The organism is Sciscionella marina DSM 45152 (assembly GCF_000379465.1).
In the GTDB taxonomy this organism is placed as follows: Bacteria; Actinomycetota; Actinomycetes; order Mycobacteriales; family Pseudonocardiaceae; genus Sciscionella; species Sciscionella marina.
In genome coordinates this window covers 1-16,910 of the sequence record NZ_KB905415.1, presented here as the reverse complement: position 1 = coordinate 16,910, position 16,910 = coordinate 1, and the positions used below count along the sequence as shown (strand labels likewise).

The 16,910-nt window shown below is 64.6% G+C and carries 16 protein-coding genes; 12 read left to right on the top strand and 4 right to left on the bottom strand.

The features are described 5' to 3' along the window. Nucleotides 1-6 precede the first annotated feature (6 nt). From A37U_RS0132140 to A37U_RS53175, 10 genes are all read left to right on the top strand, one after another. Nucleotides 7-2,004, top strand: coding sequence for an ATP-binding protein (locus A37U_RS0132140; protein ID WP_040589337.1), 1,998 nt, complete (start codon nucleotides 7-9; stop codon nucleotides 2,002-2,004). Continuing rightward, entirely contained in the window at nucleotides 2,001-2,762 is a 762-nt protein-coding gene (locus A37U_RS0132135) for an enoyl-CoA hydratase/isomerase family protein (protein WP_020500790.1), read from the top strand. Before A37U_RS0132140 ends, A37U_RS0132135 begins: the two co-directional genes overlap by 4 nt. After that, entirely contained in the window at nucleotides 2,763-3,587 is an 825-nt protein-coding gene (locus tag A37U_RS0132130) for a TIGR03084 family metal-binding protein (RefSeq protein WP_020500789.1), read from the top strand. It abuts the gene before it with no gap. Beyond that, on the top strand, nucleotides 3,584-5,350 hold the full coding sequence (locus tag A37U_RS0132125; RefSeq protein WP_020500788.1) for an acyclic terpene utilization AtuA family protein: 1,767 nt from the start codon (nucleotides 3,584-3,586) through the stop codon (nucleotides 5,348-5,350). The genes A37U_RS0132130 and A37U_RS0132125 overlap by 4 nt, the downstream gene beginning before the upstream one ends. A 25-nt stretch (nucleotides 5,351-5,375) precedes the next feature. Further along, nucleotides 5,376-6,941 carry a class I adenylate-forming enzyme family protein gene (locus tag A37U_RS0132120; RefSeq protein ID WP_157183153.1) on the top strand — a complete coding sequence of 522 codons (1,566 nt, stop codon included), beginning with the start codon at nucleotides 5,376-5,378 and terminating at the stop codon, nucleotides 6,939-6,941. Beyond that, nucleotides 6,938-7,741, top strand: coding sequence for an enoyl-CoA hydratase/isomerase family protein (locus tag A37U_RS0132115; protein WP_020500786.1), 804 nt, complete (start codon nucleotides 6,938-6,940; stop codon nucleotides 7,739-7,741). The genes A37U_RS0132120 and A37U_RS0132115 overlap by 4 nt, the downstream gene beginning before the upstream one ends. 87 nt (nucleotides 7,742-7,828) lie before the next feature. Next, nucleotides 7,829-8,245 carry a MaoC family dehydratase gene (locus tag A37U_RS0132110; protein WP_020500785.1) on the top strand — a complete coding sequence of 139 codons (417 nt, stop codon included), beginning with the start codon at nucleotides 7,829-7,831 and terminating at the stop codon, nucleotides 8,243-8,245. Between the two features lie 267 nt (nucleotides 8,246-8,512). Next, the gene (locus tag A37U_RS0132105; RefSeq protein ID WP_020500784.1) at nucleotides 8,513-9,481 is read left to right on the top strand and encodes an NADPH:quinone oxidoreductase family protein; all 969 of its coding nucleotides are present in this window, start codon (nucleotides 8,513-8,515) and stop codon (nucleotides 9,479-9,481) included. A gap of 705 nt (nucleotides 9,482-10,186) precedes the next feature. After that, nucleotides 10,187-11,083, top strand: a complete 897-nt coding sequence (locus tag A37U_RS53180; protein ID WP_205623077.1) for a reverse transcriptase domain-containing protein — start codon at nucleotides 10,187-10,189, stop codon at nucleotides 11,081-11,083. Beyond that, nucleotides 11,070-11,642 carry a group II intron maturase-specific domain-containing protein gene (locus A37U_RS53175; RefSeq protein WP_205623076.1) on the top strand — a complete coding sequence of 191 codons (573 nt, stop codon included), beginning with the start codon at nucleotides 11,070-11,072 and terminating at the stop codon, nucleotides 11,640-11,642. The genes A37U_RS53180 and A37U_RS53175 overlap by 14 nt, the downstream gene beginning before the upstream one ends. 307 nt (nucleotides 11,643-11,949) lie before the next feature. Here A37U_RS53175 and A37U_RS46395 read toward each other — a convergent pair whose 3' ends face one another. The 4 genes from A37U_RS46395 to A37U_RS0132075 form a co-directional block, all read right to left on the bottom strand. Next, the gene (locus tag A37U_RS46395) at nucleotides 11,950-12,366 is read right to left on the bottom strand and encodes a DUF6292 family protein (protein ID WP_020500783.1); all 417 of its coding nucleotides are present in this window, start codon (nucleotides 12,364-12,366) and stop codon (nucleotides 11,950-11,952) included. Nucleotides 12,367-12,387: 21 nt separating this feature from the next. After that, a complete protein-coding gene (locus tag A37U_RS55145; RefSeq protein ID WP_420806274.1) occupies nucleotides 12,388-12,918 on the bottom strand; it encodes an STAS domain-containing protein in 531 nt (176 codons plus the stop codon). Nucleotides 12,919-14,028: 1,110 nt separating this feature from the next. Further along, a complete protein-coding gene (locus tag A37U_RS52090) occupies nucleotides 14,029-14,172 on the bottom strand; it encodes a hypothetical protein (protein ID WP_020500780.1) in 144 nt (47 codons plus the stop codon). Nucleotides 14,173-14,434: 262 nt separating this feature from the next. Beyond that, nucleotides 14,435-14,899 carry a hypothetical protein gene (locus A37U_RS0132075; RefSeq protein WP_157183151.1) on the bottom strand — a complete coding sequence of 155 codons (465 nt, stop codon included), beginning with the start codon at nucleotides 14,897-14,899 and terminating at the stop codon, nucleotides 14,435-14,437. A 320-nt stretch (nucleotides 14,900-15,219) separates the two neighbouring features. Between A37U_RS0132075 and A37U_RS48765 the strand changes: the two genes are divergently transcribed. Both A37U_RS48765 and A37U_RS46380 read left to right on the top strand, forming a co-directional pair. Then, nucleotides 15,220-15,765 (top strand): SDR family oxidoreductase, encoded by a 546-nt coding sequence (locus A37U_RS48765; RefSeq protein WP_083934080.1) that lies wholly within the window; start codon nucleotides 15,220-15,222, stop codon nucleotides 15,763-15,765. Continuing rightward, on the top strand, nucleotides 15,677-16,855 hold the full coding sequence (locus A37U_RS46380; protein ID WP_205623075.1) for a complex I subunit 5 family protein: 1,179 nt from the start codon (nucleotides 15,677-15,679) through the stop codon (nucleotides 16,853-16,855). The genes A37U_RS48765 and A37U_RS46380 overlap by 89 nt, the downstream gene beginning before the upstream one ends. Nucleotides 16,856-16,910: the final 55 nt, after the last annotated feature.

Below are 16,910 nucleotides of genomic sequence, written 5' to 3'. Positions count from 1 at the left end.
GCACGCATGATCGAAAAATTGCTCGTGGCCAACCGAGGCGAGATTGCCTCTCGGGTGATGCGCACCGCCCGCGAGATGGATATTCGATGCGTGGCGGTGTTCTCCGACGCCGACGTGGACGCGCCATTCGTGGCGGACGCGGACGAAGCGGTCCACTTACCGGGCAATTCCCCTTCCGAGACTTATCTGCGCGCGGATTTGCTCGTCGAAGCGGCCCGCCGCACTGGAGCGGACGCGGTGCATCCGGGATACGGGTTCCTCTCCGAGAATGCAGCCTTCGCCAGGGCATGCGCGGAGGCTGATCTGGTGTTCGTTGGACCTTCCCCCGAGGTGATCGAGGCGATGGGCTCCAAGATCACTGCCAAGGAGCTGATGAGCGCTGCCGGGGTGCCGATCCTGCAAAGCATCACCGTAAATAACGAAGCCGACTTCGATGCCAAGGAACTAGGGGTGCGCACCGGTACGGAGATCGGCTACCCAGTGCTGGTCAAGGCCGCCTACGGTGGCGGCGGCCGTGGTATGCGAATCGTGCACCGCAAGGCCGATCTCGCCGACGCTGTGGTAGGTGCTTGCCGGGAGGCGGCGGCGGCGTTTGGCGACGGGACGGTGTTCCTGGAACGGTACGTGGATTCGCCACGGCATGTAGAGGTGCAAATCTTCGGTGACGCCCACGGCAATGTGGTCCATTTGTTCGAACGTGAGTGCTCGATTCAACGTCGCTATCAGAAGATCATCGAGGAGGCGCCTTCCCCCGCGGTAGATGAGGCGCTGCGCACCAAACTCGGTGAGGCGGCGGTCGCGGCGGGCAAAGCGATCGGTTACGTGGGCGCCGGCACCGTGGAATTCGTACTCGGGGCGGACGGGCAGTTCGCTTTCCTCGAGGTCAATACCCGTCTCCAGGTGGAGCATCCGGTCACCGAGCTGGTCACCAAGCTCGATCTGGTGCGGCTGCAACTGACGGTCGCCGAGGGCTTGCCGCTGCCGGACGAGGCGCTCTTCGCCACCTTGAACGGGCATGCCGTGGAGACACGACTGTATGCCGAGGACGTGTCGGCGGGTTTCCTGCCCGCCACCGGCACCGTGCACGCTTTCCTCGTACCTGAACTCGACGGGATACGGGTGGACGCCGGCGTCGCCGACGGCTCGGTCGTCAGCGTGCACTACGACCCCATGCTGGCCAAAGTGATCGCGCACGGCCACACCCGCGACGACGCATGCCGCAGGCTCGCCCGTACGTTGGCAGAAACCCGGCTCCACGGTGTCGTCACCAATCAAACCCTGCTGGTGAACATTCTGCGCGAACCCGAGTTCCGCTCCGGTAACATCGACACTGGCTATCTCACCCGACACGACCCGGCGGAACTGTCCGCAAATTCATCGATTCGGGGAACTGTTCGCCTGCACGCGGTGGCAGCCGCACTCGCCGGCCAGGCAGAGCGCAGGGCAGAGGCGTCGGTGCTCGCTACGCTGCCGACGGGTTGGCGCAACGTACCGAACGGTCCGCAACGAACCCGGTTCGCCGTCAGCGGTGCCGAGGAACTCGAGGTGGGGGTGGCCTACCGGTTCGTCGGCGACAATGTGTTGTCCGAAGTGGATGGTGAAGAGCTTCCGGAACTGGTGCTGCGGTCAGCGACACGCGATCACGTGGATCTGGATCTGGCCGGTGTGCGACGAACCGTACGCATCGCACGAGTCGGTGACACGTCATATGTGGACAGCCCGCTGGGGTCAACAGTACTGCATGAGCTACCTCGTTTTCCGGATCCGGGATCGCGGCAGGCGCCCGGCTCACTACTGGCTCCTATGCCGGGCACCGTCGTGCGCGTGGAAGTCGACGAGGACGAGCACGTCGCCGCAGGGACGATCGTTGTGGTGCTCGAGGCGATGAAGATGGAGCACAGCGTGACCGCGCCATTGGACGGCGTGGTGCGCGAGATCAACGTGAAGATCGATCAGACCGTGGACACCGGCGCGGTGCTCGCAGTAGTGGAGGAACCCACATGAGTCCGGTGACCTATACGCGACGCGGGTCGGTGGCCTGGGTGACCATCAACCGACCAACGGCACGCAACGCGCTGAGCAAGACAGTCCGCGATGGACTGTACGAGGCGACGCACCGGTTTAACGCTGACGCCGACGCCAAGGTCATGGTGCTCACCGGCGCGGGGGACAAGGCCTTCTGTGCTGGCGGTGACCTCAAGGAGATGGCCGAGGATTCGTTGACCATTCCGCCGCCGGATTTCGTGCCGCAGTTCGGCCGCAACATCGAGGTGTCGAAGCCGACCATCGCAGCGGTGAACGGAGTGGCCTACGCGGGCGGGTTCCTGCTTGCCCAGTGCTGCGATTTGTGCGTGGCGGCGGACACTGCGACATTTGCGATCTCCGAGGTGAAGGTGGGTCGCGGTGCGCCGTGGGCAGCGCCGCTTTCATGGCTGGTCCCGCCACGGATCGCGATGCAGATCCTGCTTACCGGGGATCCGCTGCCAGCACAAAGGGCGCAGGAAGTCGGTCTCGTGAACGAGGTCGTACCGTTTGCCCAGCTCCAAGATACCGCGCAGCGGCTGGCCGACCGGATCGCGGCGAACGCGCCGCTTTCGGTACGCGCCGCGAAACAGACGGCGCGGCTGGTCGTCGAACAGCCCTTGTCGGAGGCTTACGCCGCAGCCGAGCGTATCTGGGAACCTGTCTACCTCAGCGAGGATGCCCAGGAAGGCCCCGCCGCGTTCGCCGCCAACCGTGCACCCGAATGGAAGGGGCGCTGAATGCCGGTCTTCTTCGCCGAACTCCTCGGTGACCTCGAGGCCGAGACCACCGTCCTGGACGTGATCCTTGCCGACCTTCCCCGGCCGAGTTGGGAGCGGCCGACCCCTGCGGAGGGCTGGGCGATCCGTGACCAGGTCAGCCATCTCGCTTACTTCGACGAGGCCGCTACCGAGGCCGCGCAGGATCCGCAGGCGTTCCGCGAGCATGCTGCCGAACTGACCGCACTAGGACCGACCTTCCCGGACACGGTGGCTCAACGGTACCGAAACCTGTCCCCGGACCGGCTACTGGACTGGTTTCGCACTGCGCGCCGGCGGCTGATCGATACCTTCGCTACGTTAGAGCCAAGGACTCGCGCGCCCTGGTACGGGCCGGACATGTCGGTCGCCAGCTCGGTGACCGCGCGCCTGATGGAAACCTGGGCGCACGGCCAGGACATCGTGGACGCTGCCGGCGTGTTCCGCGAGCCGACCGCACGGTTGCGGCATATCGCGCACCTGGCCATGTCAACCTTCGCTTTCAGTCATCAGCTCCACAACCTCCCGGTGCCCGACACTGCGGTGTACGTCGAACTCGATGCGCCAGATGGGGACACCTGGATCTGGGGCGAGCCGTCGGCGCTAGACCGGGTAGCCGGGCCGGCGCTGGACTTCTGCCTGGCAGTGACCCAGCGACGGCACACCGCTGACACTGCATTGCGCATCGAGGGCCCGGTGGCCACCAAATGGATGTCGATCGCGCAGACGTTCGCCGGTGCACCAGGGACGGGACGACAACCCGGCCAATTCGCACAGGTGTCCACAGGGAAGGAGACCCGCAGATGAACCCTCGGCCGGTACGGATCGGCAACTGCTCGGGCTTCTACGGGGACCGTATCGACGCGGCACGGGAGATGCTCGACGGTGGCCCGATCGACGTGCTTACCGGTGACTATCTTGCCGAGCTGACCATGCTGATCCTGTGGAAGGCCAAACAGAAGGACCCCCGAGGTGGGTACGCCAAGACCTTCCTCAGCCAGATGGAGCAGGTCTTCACGGACTGTGTGAATCGCGGTGTGAAGGTGGTCAGCAACGCGGGCGGGTTGAATCCGGCCGGTCTGGCCGACCAGCTCGGTAAACTGGCCGGTGAGCTGGGTTTGCAGGCACGTATCGCGTACGTGTACGGCGACGACCTGGTTGGCCGGATGGATCAGCTGATCGCCGAGGGGCACTCGTTGGCCAACATGGACACCGGACAACCACTAGGCGAGGCCGGTGTGCGGCCGGTGTCCGCCAACGCCTATCTGGGCGCCTGGGGCATCGTCGAGGCGCTGAGGGCAGGTGCGGACGTCGTGGTCTGCCCGCGGGTCACGGATGCCTCGCTGGTGGTGGGGCCGGCGGCCTGGTGGCACGGCTGGAAGCGCACCGACTACGACGCGCTGGCTGGCGCCGTGGCAGCAGGGCACGTCATCGAGTGCGGTCCGCAGGCCACCGGTGGCAACTACTCGTGGCTGCATGAGATCGTCGACCTGCGCTCCCCCGGATTCCCGATCGCCGAGGTGGCCGAGGATGGCAGCACGGTCATCACCAAACACCACGGCACCGGCGGCTTGGTCTCGCCGGGAACGGTCACCGCGCAGCTGCTCTACGAGATCGCCGAACCGCAATACTTCAATCCGGACGTAGTGACGCATTTCGACACGCTACAGCTTGAGCAGCAGGCAACCGATCGGGTGCTGATCACAGGGACCCGAGGGACCCCGCCGCCGGATCAGCTGAAGGTGGCGGTGAACTACCTTGGCGGATACCGAAACACCATGACCCTGGTCATCACCGGACTGGATATCGAGGAGAAGGCCGCGCGGGCCGAGCGGCAACTCTTCGAGATTCTCGGTGGCAAAGACAGCTTCGCCGAAACTGACGTGCAGCTGATCCGGTTCGACCATCCAAACGCCGAGTCCAACGTCGAAGCCACCGCCCACTTGCGGATCACCGTCAAAGACCCGGATGCACGCAAGGTGGGACGTCGATTCTCCAACGCCACGATGGAGCTCGCATTGGGTGGTTACGCCGGGTTCCACACCACGACGCCGCCATCCGGCGAGAGCGCGTATGGCATCTACTGGCCGACCCTTGTGCCGACCGGGGTCGTCGAGCACCGCGTCGTGCTACCGGACGGGACTGAGCGCGTCGTCGAACACAGTCCGCCCGCGGAAACCACAGAGCTGATGGGAACCGGCGGGCCGGTGCCGGCGGCACCTGTCTTCGGCGAGTCGGTGCGGGCTCCGCTGGGACGGCTGTGTGCGGCGCGGTCGGGGGACAAGGGCGGCAACGCGAACGTCGGAGTGTGGACAAGGAAGGCCAGCGCGTACGCCTGGCTACGCGAGTACTTGACGGTCGACCGGATGCGCGCATTGCTGCCCGAGGCGGCGGACTTGGAAATCCGTCGATTCGAATTGCCGAACCTGCACGGGGTGAACTTCGTGATCATCGGCCTCCTCGGCGCCGGTGTCGCCTCGGCGACCCGCCCGGACCCACAAGCCAAAGGTTTGGGCGAATACCTGCGGTCGCGATATGTCGACATCCCGGTCGAGTTGCTGACGGAATAAAGACAGAAGTCGCAAAGGAGCGACGATGAGTCGACTGGTGGGTAACGATCGAGCCGATGTGGTATCCGGATACACCGTTCGGGACCTGTTTCATCGGGCGTTCACCGTGTTCGCCGATCGGGTAGCGGTCACCGACGAACATGGCTCGTGGACTTATAGCAAGATCGGCGAACTGGCGCGCCAGTTCGCCGCCGCGCTCCACCAGCTCGGGGTGCGACAGGGAGACCGGGTGGCGGTGCTTTCCGAGGCACGCCCGGAGTATGTCGTGACCTACGCGGCACTCGCGTCACTCGGCGCGAGCGCGCTGACCTTGAATGTCCGCTTGCACGCCGACGAACTCGCCTACTGCATCGAATCCGGTGAGCCGGTCGCACTGATCTACTCCGGGATGCTCGACAATCAGATCGCCACGCTCCGCGACCGAGCCCCGGTGCTCGCGTCCGTGCGGTACTGGATCTCCTTCGATGGCGACTACGCCGATCTGCTTGCCGCAGCGGCACCTGTGCCACCACCGGTGTCGGTTCGCGCTGAGGATCTGCATAACGTGCTCTACACCAGTGGTACTACCGGTCGCCCGAAAGGAGCGATGATCAGCCATGGCGCCGCGGCGATCCGAGGGCAGCGACTGGCTCAATGGTTCAACCTGACCGCGGACGACGGGTTCATTGGCTGGTTACCGCTGTTTCATTGCGCCGGCGACGAGTCGCTGTACGCCACGATGATGACCGGTGGAAAATACGCGACCCTCCGCACCGCGGATGCGGAGATGATGTTTCGGATGATCGAGCGCGACCGGCTCACCTGGACATTACTGCTACCGGGAGTGCTCACCGACTTCCTGCACCACCCGAACAGAGAGCAATACGACTTGTCCAGCTTCCGTTTCGCCATCGGGTACGCGAACATGATGCCGCACATCGTGCAACAGCTGACAGCGGCATGCGGTATCGACTTCTCCGACGCCTTCGGTCAGACCGAAGTCAGCTACCTGCTCGCCCACAGCCTCTCGCATCCCGGCGAGATGCCGTCGCTGCGTAAACTCCCCACGCCGCTGCTGAACGTACGGCTGGTCGATGACGAGATGAACGACGTCGCGGTCGGCACGCCGGGCGAGTGCGTGGTGCGCGGCCCCACCGTGATGTCTGGCTACCTGGATGATCCGGCAGCCACCGAAGAGGCATTCCGGGGAGGTTGGCTACATACCGGTGACATGCTGGTCCGTGACGAAGCCGGCCAGCTGTCCGTCGTGGACCGGAAAAAGTACCTGATCAAGAGCGGTGGCGAAAACATCTATCCCGCCGAAGTCGAACAGGTGATCGCGCGACACGACGCGGTGCAGGAAGTATGCGTGTTCGGAGCCCCCGACGAATACTGGGGTGAGACGGTAAAGGCCGTCGTCGTCACGCGACCGGGCGCAGACATCAATGGTGCGGAGCTGGTCGCCTGGTGTCGCCAACAACTGGCCGGCTATAAGCGTCCGCGTTACATCCAGTTCATGGCAGCCGAAGACCTGCCGCGCAGCACCACCGGAAAACTGCTACGGCACGAGCTGGCGAAGAAGCCACCGCATCCCGAGGAGCGAACCGAATGAGCAACGTGCGATCCAGCACCCACGGAGCGGTGCGCGTGTTGATCCTCGACCGCCCGCATCGCCGCAACGCCATGACCCAAGGCACTGCTGAACAGCTCGCGGAACTGATCGCCGCGACACAACGGGACGAGACAATCGGTGCCATCGTACTCACCGGTGCGGGCGGCCACTTCTCCGCGGGCGGCGACATCAAAGCTATCGAAAACGCCGCCAGCGCCGACTCGGACGAGCCGAGGCTTGCCATGCTTCGCGCGTTCCACCGGCTGGTCGAGACCGTATGGGAGACCGAGCTCCCCGTCGTGGCGGCCGTGTCCGGCGCTGCATACGGCGGCGCATTCAACCTCGTCCTCGCCTGCGATCTGATCGTGTGCTCCGTTGACGCCAGGTTCTGTCAAGTCTTCTTGCGCCGAGGTCTAGCACCAGACGTCGGCGGGGCCTACTTCCTGCCACGTGTGGTCGGTATGCAACGCGCGAAAGAACTGATGCTACGCACCAGCGAGGTCAGTGCAGACCGCGCCACCCAAATGGGGTTCGTCAATGAGGTCCTGCCGGACGCCGCTACAACGTACAAGCGGGCGATCGAGCTCGCTGCTGAACTCGCCGCTGCTCCGCGGTTTGCCGTGTCGCTGACCAAGAAACTATTGAATGCCGGCACATCCGGCACACTGCACAACTCCCTTGAACTCGAGGCCTTCGTGCAAACAACGGCGCTACGCTCCGACGACGCCCGAGCCGGGCTGGCCAACCCAGTACGAAATCCGGGCGCCGAGCAACCAGCACCTCCGGACATTCGGGAATAAAGCGATTTATGCGTCGAGTAGACGCAACGCCATGGGAAGGAGAAAGGATTCAAGCAGTGACATCCCGAGCAGGAAGGAATACGTGCCATGCAAATCCGTGCGGGTGACGTCACCGAATTTCGAAAAACCGTGAGTGAAAGTGACGTGTACCTATTCGCCGGTATCACTGGAGACATGCACTCCAACCACGTCGACGAACAAACCATGCGATCAAGCCCTTACGGTAGCCGGATCGCGCATGGTGGTCTGGTCCTAGGGCTGACGTCCAACACCTCTACCGCGATGGTCGCCCGTGCGGGCAAGGGCGCAGTATCCTATGGATATGACAAAGTGCGGTTTACCCGGCCCGTATTTCTCGGTGACACAGTAACTGCTCGCTACGAGGTGGCGTACATCGACAACGAAGACTCCAAAGTCTACTCAGACATATCGGTGATCAATCAAAACGGTGACATCGTTATGGTTGCCACTCATATTCTGTATTTCAACGACGGGATTGACTGAAAAGCAACGAAATGCTTATTAAGTCATGTGAATACAGGCTCAATCGATCCTCGATCGTCCGCGTCAAACCATTCGATGTAATTGCCGATTTATCGGCGATCACAGAATTTCATGATCGGTTCAGCTGGATTTTAGGGATTGTTGTTGACATGGCGATATCTCGGGTTATGTCGAAGAAGACCTTTTGTCTGGCCGAGGCTACGCCCCATTAGGCGATGAGCCTTGGTGCGGTGCTCGCAGACTCGATGCCGCCCCGGAAGGAGCCCCATGCGCGCAGTGCGGATCACCTCACTCGACGGTCCGGAAGCCATCGAGGTCAGTGATGTGCCGGAACCGGAACTTCCGGAAGGACACGTGCTGATCGATGTATACGCGGCCGGGGTGGCATTCCCGGATTTGTTGCAGACCAGGGGTCGCTACCAGATGAGGCCCGAACTGCCCTTCACACCGGGTATGGAGGTGGCTGGGGTGGTTCGAAGCGCGCCGGGGGGAAGTGGTTTCGTGGCTGGCGACCGGGTCGCGGCGATGGCATGGCTGGGCGGTTTCGCCGAAGTCGCCGTGGCGCCGCCGCAGATGGTGGCGCCGCTGCCGGAGGGGATGTCGTTCATCGAGGGGGCCGGTGTCCTGGTGAACATGCTGACCGCGCATTTCGCCCTGACTAAGCGCGGCCGCTACCGGGGTGGGGAGACGGTGCTCGTGCAGGGCGCGGCCGGTGGGGTCGGGGTCGCCTCGATCCAGCTCGCGCGAGCGCTGGGCGCCGAAGTGATCGCGGTGGTCTCCAGTGCGCAGAAGGCGGTGTTCGCACGGCGCGCGGGTGCGAGCATGGTGCTGCCCGTCGAGGGCTTCAAGGACGCGGTCCGGGAACACACCGGGGGGCGCGGCGTGGATCTCGTCGTGGACCCGGTCGGCGGTGACCGGTTCGCCGACTCCCGCCGTTGCCTCGCCCCGGAGGGAAGACTGCTGGTGATCGGGTTCGCAGGTGGCAGGATTCCGACGATCGAGGTGAACCGGCTGCTGTTGAATAACATCGAGGTGGTCGGTGCGGCCTGGGGAGAGTACCTGCTGCGTCATCCTGCCTACCTGCGCGAGCAGTGGGACGAGCTGACACCGTTGCTCGCCGACGGTGAGCTGGCCCCGCTGCTCGGCGGGGTCTACCCGCTCGACCGCGCAGCCGAAGCACTGTCCTGTATGGACAATCGTGCGGCACTCGGCAAACTCGTACTCGAAACCGGCTGAACGCTCAGGACTCGATTTCGTCGAGCTCGGAGAGCAATCATTAGGCGGGCTTGTTCACGTCGAGAATGAGGGACTGTCGGCATCTTGGCTCTGTCGCTGATCTTGTTTGCGCCGTGAGGTGCTGTTGGTTCGTGTGGAGGTGGGAGACCTGCACCAACCTGCTGTCGCAGCAGTGGGGTTGAAGCTGAGGGCAGCCTGATCCGGGTGGTGCCGGTGAGGGTGAGAGCGGTCCTGACAAAGCCGGGACGTGTCCAGTACTGCCAGATGGGGCGGGTCCGGCAAGCGTGATGGAGAGGAGTACGAGAGGAACCGGCGTTTTACGTCTCTTAAAGGGACACCGGCTCGAACTTGGCGGATCAGGGCCGGAAGCGGTGCGTATCGGGACATCCTTATTTTCGGGTGGTCTGATAACTCCTGGATCGGTATACAAAAGCTGGTCGGGAGGCCACGAGGAAAGTCTGCGGCGTATTCGTGGCGATGCCGCAGGGACACAGTCGGGCTCCTCCTCCATCGAACGAACCACAGTGAACACGGGAACCGTTCCGAACCTTGCCCCTGCACCTGTGTCCAACAGGCTGTCGGGGCTGGGCGCATCGACCGCCGATCGGTTGGGGACGGGGCGGAGCCGCCGTAGTACTCCGAGGCCGGGAAAGCCGGCCGCATGGGGAAGGGCGGCAGCGGTATCGAGAAGGGAAGGATGCTGCAATGCCGGAAGATGCCCCGCCGAATGGCGGAGCTTCGGGCCCTCGTGCCCGGGTACTGGAGATGCAGACCAAGCTTCACCGTTGGACGGTGGCCGATCCAGGCCGCCGGTTCGATGACCTGTTCAACTTCGTGCACGACCCGACGACGCTGTTGATGGCGTTCGATCGGGTCGCGGGCAACCGGGGAGCCCGGACTCCCGGCGTCGACGGTCTGACTGCCACCGACGTGGAGGAGTCCATCGGTGTCCCTGGCTTCCTGAACGACCTGCGGGTCGCTCTCAAGGACGGCTCATTTCGTCCTTTGCCGGTGCGGGAACGCAGTATCCCCAAGCCGGGCGGCTCGGGAAAGGTCCGCAAACTTGGGATTCCGACGATCGCGGATCGGATCGTTCAGGCGGCGCTGAAGCTGGTGCTGGAACCAATCTTCGAGGCCGACTTTAAGCCGGTCTCCTATGGGTTCCGGCCCCGACGGCGAGCCCAGGACGCGATCGCCGAGATCCACTATTTCGGCACCCGAGGTTACCGCTGGGTGCTGGATGCGGACATCGAGGCGTGCTTCGACTCGATTGATCACACGGCCCTGATGGACCGGGTTCGGTTGCGGGTCAAGGACAAACGCGTGCTGGCGCTGGTCAAAGCGTTCCTGAAAGCCGGGATTCTGAACGAACTCGGTGAGAACAAGGAGACGCTGACCGGCACTCCGCAAGGCGGCATCCTCTCCCCGCTGCTGGCGAACATTGCTCTGACGGTGCTCGATGAACACCTGCACGAGTCGTGGGAACCAGGCGGGACGATGTCCACCGAAGGCAAACGCGCTTACCGGCGGCGCAAAGGTCGCCCGACGTGGCGGCTTGTCCGCTACGTCGGGCGACTTCGTTGTCCTGGTGCATGGCACTGAGGCCGACACCGCGGCGCTGCGCGAAGAAGTCACCGATGTGCTCGAACCTCTGGGTTTGCGCCTGTCCCAGGCCAAGACCCACATCGTGCACATGAGTGATGGGTTCGACTTCCTGGGCTTCCGCATCCAGTGGAAACGCAAAGGAGGCACGAACACATGGCACGTCTACACCTTCATCGCGGACCGGCCCATCCGGTCTCTGAAGGTGAAGATCCGTGCTTTGACGGGCAGGACATCACAGCAGAATCTTGCCACCGTGCTGATAAGACTCACCCAGATCATGCGCGGTTGGGCCAACTACTTCAAGCACGTGGTCGCCAAGCATGTCTTCGACAGGCTCGACGCCTTCGTGTGGTGGCGGCTAATCCGTATGCTACGAGAACGCCACCACTGGAGTTGGGGCGACATCCGCCGCCGATTCACCACCCCGACAGGGCGGTGGCTACCGATCGCGGCGGACGGGACCGAGTTGTTCCGGATCGCATCGGTCACGGTCAGCCGTTACCGATACCGGGCGAGCATAATCCCCAGCCCTTGGCAGTCTGCGAACCCCGCCTGACGGCAGACACCGTGGAGAGCCCGTTGCGTTGAGAGGCGCACGGCGGGTTCGGCGAGAGGTCCGGAGAAACGGAGCGGGAGCAATCCCAGAACCGCGCTCCGGGCCTACTCAGCGGAGCGTCGGCCGGATTGGTGGGCTGGTCTGTCGTAGCATCGGTGCGCGTCTCGGGGTCCGCGCTCATGCTCGAAAGTCTTGCGGGCCTGTGTTTGGTGCTCGCGGCGATTGAGCTCGCTGGCCACACGGCCACCGATCGATAGCTGCCGTTTTCGGGTGTCTGATTTTCGGTCGTGTCTGCGGTGTGGTGGTTCTAGCCGATCACTGGGATGTAGGACAGGAGTTGGGTGGTCAGTTCCTCGGTGGTGGTGAACTGCGGTGGGTCGGCTGGGGTGGGGTAGTGCTCTGGTTCGGTGCAGACGGTTTTGACGAACGTGACGACGGCGTCTGGTTCGGGGAGCAGTGCTTCGGTGTGGTAGGCGAGGACCAGCAGGTCTTCGCCGGAGTTCGTTTCGATGCCGAATGCCCACCCGTGCTGTTGGTCCCAGATCAGGGCGGCCTCGCGGTCTGGCCGGTGCGGCACGGGGTCGGCGAGTGCGATGTAGGCGTTGGCCCGTTCGGCGATCTCACAACAGGTGGCGTCCGGTCCGAGGCCGAATCCGGCGGCGACCCGGTGTACATAGGACCGCAGGGCGCAGTCGAGCCATTCGAAATCGGATTCGTCGTGCATCACCGTGTTCCCGACGGTTGTTCAGGGTGGCGCTGTGCGGGCCGTGTCACGGGAGAGGCGGATTGCCTGGGCTGGTGGCGGTCTGGGGCGGAGTGGTCGCTGATGGCACTCGGGTGTCGAGGCTGGACGCGTGTGGCATGGACCGCGTCGAACACCGAGGCATACCAGTGCAGTGCGTGTTCGGCGCCGATGATCTCCAGTGTGCGCCGGACCGCGGTGGTCCGGACGACCACCAGCGAGTTCGCAGCGGTTGGTCACGACTTGCTCGCTGGTTTGCAGGACGACATGGGCTCCCACAGTGCCGAGGAAGGTGGTTGCGGAGAGGTCGACCATGACCGTGTGCACACGTTGGCCGTTCTCGTCGGCACAGCGCAACTCGCGCGCCAGCAGCGGGGTAGTGATCAGGTCCACCTCCCCGACGGCGCGGCACACCAGCACACCCTGTTCCGGACAATACCGATGCAGTCGCAGCCATGGATGGGCGCACACCAGCGCAGCCCGGTGTGCGCGGTTCCGCGGTGAACACGTGGAGCCGGCAGAGAATGGCGTCATCGGACACAACTCCCAAATTTGACAGTGTGTCAGCAGAGAGCTGTGCCGCCCCGACCACGGCACAGCACCCTGCTGACTCGATCAGGAAACAAGGAGTGCGGCATGTGGTTTGAACCGTTCAACGAATATATTCCCCCGGGCCCGGGAAGACAACTCCGAATACGGAACCATTCCCGTGGCATACAGAGTTCTTGGCCGCGTGCCCGAGCCGCCGGTAGCCCCAAGAACCCTGACTGCCTTCGACGTTTTCCCGTCGTGGCTTCCCGGTCGTGTTGCGAACAGGCGCTGTCCCGCCATCCCGGTGGTGTGGTCCAACGTTCGCAGGTCGTGGGCGAACCCGTGCGGCGCTCGCCCGTCCAACCGGGCGCTGGTGCGCACGGGGAACCGGTGCGCACGCGGGCGTGCGAGCAAGGCGACGTCCTCCCCGGTGGCCAGGGGAAACCCGCCCACCCGCAGGTACGCTCGCGCATGCACGCCGAAGTTCGCGCCATGAGCGTGCCGATGTCCCTGCCGGGCCCGGTAATGTTCGGCGAAAGCGTGCCGCGGACCCGCGGTGAGCCGGACGGTCCGCGCCGACTGCGGCCGTGGTCCCGGGCTCCTCGCTGAGGTGTGTCGCGGTCGCCTGGACCGCTCGAGGATCGATATCCCAGCACAGCAGTCGAGCGCACCGAGTGGCCAGCATCTGAGACAATTGTACTATCGGCATTCGGGTTCGAGCAAGCGCGGTATTTCTCGCGCAGTAGCAGCGCCACTGTGCTCGCGTGTTTGCGCCGCTCGTACCAGTGCCAGGCCCATGGATCGGCGCTCACAGGAAGAACACCTCGAATTCGCGTAACAGCCGGGCGAGTACCTGTTCGGTCAGCGCCGATCGGTCGGCGGGGGCAGGAGAAAGTGCTTCGGTTTGGGTCACGAACTCGGTAGCGGCGCGGCGTTTTGCGGCGGTGACGGGGGTAACGAGCGCGACCGACCTCGCTCGGCGCCACGGCACCCGCGGATCGGCTGGCGATGCCCAGCGCCACATCCAGACCGGGTAGCTGGCATACCGTGCGCCGGTTTCGGCCGCCGCGCTGCCCGGCCGATCGCCTCGTGATCTGAGTGTCTATCGCGCTGTCAGGTCGACAGGCACAAAGTCCGCGAGGTGCACAGCTCGCTCAGTACATCGCGCAGCCGTGATTCCTTTTCGGCGACCGTGCCGTCCCGGTAGGCCAGTCGTATGGTGCGGCAGCCGCCGAGCCCGAGCCGTGACCAGGCCACCCCGCTCCGAGCGCGCGGTTCGAACTCTGGGCGGCCTCGATACGCTCGGCTACCACCTTATCGGCCAGTATCTGCGCGCGATATCGGTGTCGGCGCTGGCCGCGGGCCGGTGCGAGCTCTGTGTTGCCAGCGTGGGCATACGGCGACCGGCCAAACGAAGCCGTATCTCACGAGATCTCCGTTGCATGCTCGCCGCGAGATCCGTGTGCTCGGGCACGAACGATCGCTTCGAGCGGAGTCGAAGCGTCGCTTCGCCGTGTGGTCAGCTTGCGAATCCGTTTTGTATGCCGCGGCGACGCAACGTGACGATCGTCAGGTGGATGAGCAGGAGTACCACCTCGATGCGGTCCACATCGGCACGTTCGGTCGCCACGGCCAGCAGCTGCTCGATATCTCCACGGTTGTCGAACAAGCAGGCGAGCACGATGCGCACGGCCATCTTCTTGTCCGGACTCAGCTCATCCACATCGAGGTAGCACAGCAAGTCGGTGCCGATCTCGCCCGCGGGCGCGCCGCCGGTGAGGTCGTCCAACGCGCAAGCTGTCACGCCGGCGAGCTCGGCCGCGGCACTGTCCAGATCGAACATGGGGCTCTCGGTCAGCGTCCGGATCGACTGCCGAGCCGTGGCAGTGTCGTGCTCCGCGACGGTCCGTAGCAGCACCATCAATTGGTCGGCGCCCATGGCCGGTGCGCTCGGGCAGGATGCCTCGTGCTCGGATGGTTCCATCGTCTCGTCTCGTGGTGGTGTCGGTGGGCTGTGGTGCGCTCCCGGCCAGGTGTGTCAGCGGATCCGACCGCGGACCTGGCTTCGATGTGTCGGCTCGTGTACCGCATACCCGCGGGCGTTGCGGGGTAAACAGCCAGGGGGTTCCGCCGAGTCCGCACGGGGCTATCCCGTCCGGATAGACGACAGGAGATGCTGTGGGCAGCGAAAAGATTCCGGCGCAGCAGCAGTCACCGCCAGGCATGACCCGGAATGCAGCCACAGCCACGTGATCTGATGCGCGGCTATCGTGGTGGTGGGCTGCTCGAGGGCACACGACGCGGGTGACCGGCGCGGATTCCGGGATCGGTCGCGGTGGCCCTTGCATTCGTGAAAGAAGGCGCGCACGTCGCGTTCACCTATCTCAACGAGGACGGGGACGCGCAGCGCACGGTCAGCGAGGTACAGGCATAAGGCGTGCGCTGCGCTGCATCGACATAGCCGGCGATATGGCCGACCAAGGCCACTGTGCGCACGTGGTCAGGCGCACCGTCGACGAACTCGTCGAGATCGGTGTATTGGTGAACAACATCGCCACGCAGATTCCGGTTTCCTCACTCGAAGAGCTCAGCGATGAGCAGTGGCTGCACACCTTCGACATCAACGTGCACAGTTTCTTCCACACCACGAAAGCGGCATCGCCGCACCTGCCCGAGGGCGCCTCGATCATCAACACCGTGCCCTGCTCGGTGTCACGCTTTCAACCGTGCGCGGCGGGCGCGCGGTGCATTTCCCGGCTGGGTGGCAGGTCCACGATGGGCGCGGTGTCGGGATCGTGCTCGTCGGCGACAGCACCGGGCCCTGGCTCGGTCTGCTCGCCGCTGTGCTGACCGGTGCCGCGCTGCTGTTCGGCTGGCGCAGCTGGGCACGGCACTGAACGGACAGCGCGCGGACATGCTGGTCCGGCTGGTTTTCGTGCTCGTGTGCACCGGTTGGCTGGTGAAGGCCGCCGTGGTGCCGTTTCACTTCTGGTTGGCCGACGCGCACGCCGTGGCACCGGCACCGGTCTGCGTTCCGCTCTCCGGGATCATGGCACCGCTGGGAGTGTATGGCCTGGTCCGTACCTACTCGACGGTGTTCGCGGGCTCGCTCGACCACGCTGTCTTCTCACGGATGCTGCTGGTGTTCGGGACCCTGACAGCCGCGCTCGGCGCGCTGATGCGCCTGTTGCAGCGACACGTGAAACGGTTGCTCGCCTATTCGACCATCGCCCACATCGGAGTGCTGCTGCTGGCCGCGGGACACGGACCGGCGCTGTGGCTCTACCTGCTCGGACACGCCGGAGTCAAAGGGACACTGTTCCTGATCGCGGGCGTGCTGCTCTCCGAAAACGGGGATATCGACGAATTCGGCCTGTTCGGCAAGGGCGACCGATTTCTGGGCACCGTGTTCATCGTGGGCGCGCTGGCGTTGGCCGGGCTGCCACCCTTCGCTATCGGTCTCGGCAAATCAGCACTGGAACAGGGACCGCTCTGGCAGGTGGGCGTGGCAGCGGCGGCCTCAGCCCTGACCGCGGGGGCGGTACTGCGTGCCGGGCTGCGGATCTTCTTCGGCCTCGGCCGCGTGCCCGAGGACCGGGAGGAGACCGAGCACACCAGCGGGGAGGGCGAAGCTCCGGAGGGCAGGACGGTATTGCCGAAAGCCTCCGTGACGATGCGCACCACGATCACCGTGCTGCTGTTGATCGGGCTGGGTGCCCGGCAGTTCGGAGCTTGCGGCGCAGGTGGGCGCCGGGTTGCTCGAGCACACCGGATACCTCGGAACCGTCGCGACCCGATCGGTTCCCTCCATCGTGACCGCCGCTCCGGTCTGGAACCTCGCGGGCGTACTGGTCGGGATCGGCTCGGTCGCCGCCGCGGCGGTGATCGCCGCGAGCGCGTTGTGGTGGCGACCGTCCCTGGGGTGCAGGCCATCGTCTGACGGCCTGGCCGCATGCCATGCATTCGGGTCACATCGGCGACTACGCCACCTGGCT

What these genes read in the sequence shown, in the direction of transcription:
- A37U_RS0132140 (WP_040589337.1), top strand. Translation starts at nt 7, where the DNA reads ATGATCGAAAAATTGCTCGTGGCCAACCGAGGCGAGATTGCCTCTCGG.
- A37U_RS0132135 (WP_020500790.1), top strand. Translation starts at nt 2,001, where the DNA reads ATGAGTCCGGTGACCTATACGCGACGCGGGTCGGTGGCCTGGGTGACC.
- A37U_RS0132130 (WP_020500789.1), top strand. Translation starts at nt 2,763, where the DNA reads ATGCCGGTCTTCTTCGCCGAACTCCTCGGTGACCTCGAGGCCGAGACC.
- A37U_RS0132125 (WP_020500788.1), top strand. Translation starts at nt 3,584, where the DNA reads ATGAACCCTCGGCCGGTACGGATCGGCAACTGCTCGGGCTTCTACGGG.
- A37U_RS0132120 (WP_157183153.1), top strand. Translation starts at nt 5,376, where the DNA reads ATGAGTCGACTGGTGGGTAACGATCGAGCCGATGTGGTATCCGGATAC.
- A37U_RS0132115 (WP_020500786.1), top strand. Translation starts at nt 6,938, where the DNA reads ATGAGCAACGTGCGATCCAGCACCCACGGAGCGGTGCGCGTGTTGATC.
- A37U_RS0132110 (WP_020500785.1), top strand. Translation starts at nt 7,829, where the DNA reads ATGCAAATCCGTGCGGGTGACGTCACCGAATTTCGAAAAACCGTGAGT.
- A37U_RS0132105 (WP_020500784.1), top strand. Translation starts at nt 8,513, where the DNA reads ATGCGCGCAGTGCGGATCACCTCACTCGACGGTCCGGAAGCCATCGAG.
- A37U_RS53180 (WP_205623077.1), top strand. Translation starts at nt 10,187, where the DNA reads ATGCCGGAAGATGCCCCGCCGAATGGCGGAGCTTCGGGCCCTCGTGCC.
- A37U_RS46395 (WP_020500783.1), bottom strand. Translation starts at nt 12,366, where the DNA reads ATGCACGACGAATCCGATTTCGAATGGCTCGACTGCGCCCTGCGGTCC.
- A37U_RS55145 (WP_420806274.1), bottom strand. Translation starts at nt 12,918, where the DNA reads ATGACGCCATTCTCTGCCGGCTCCACGTGTTCACCGCGGAACCGCGCA.
- A37U_RS0132075 (WP_157183151.1), bottom strand. Translation starts at nt 14,899, where the DNA reads ATGGAACCATCCGAGCACGAGGCATCCTGCCCGAGCGCACCGGCCATG.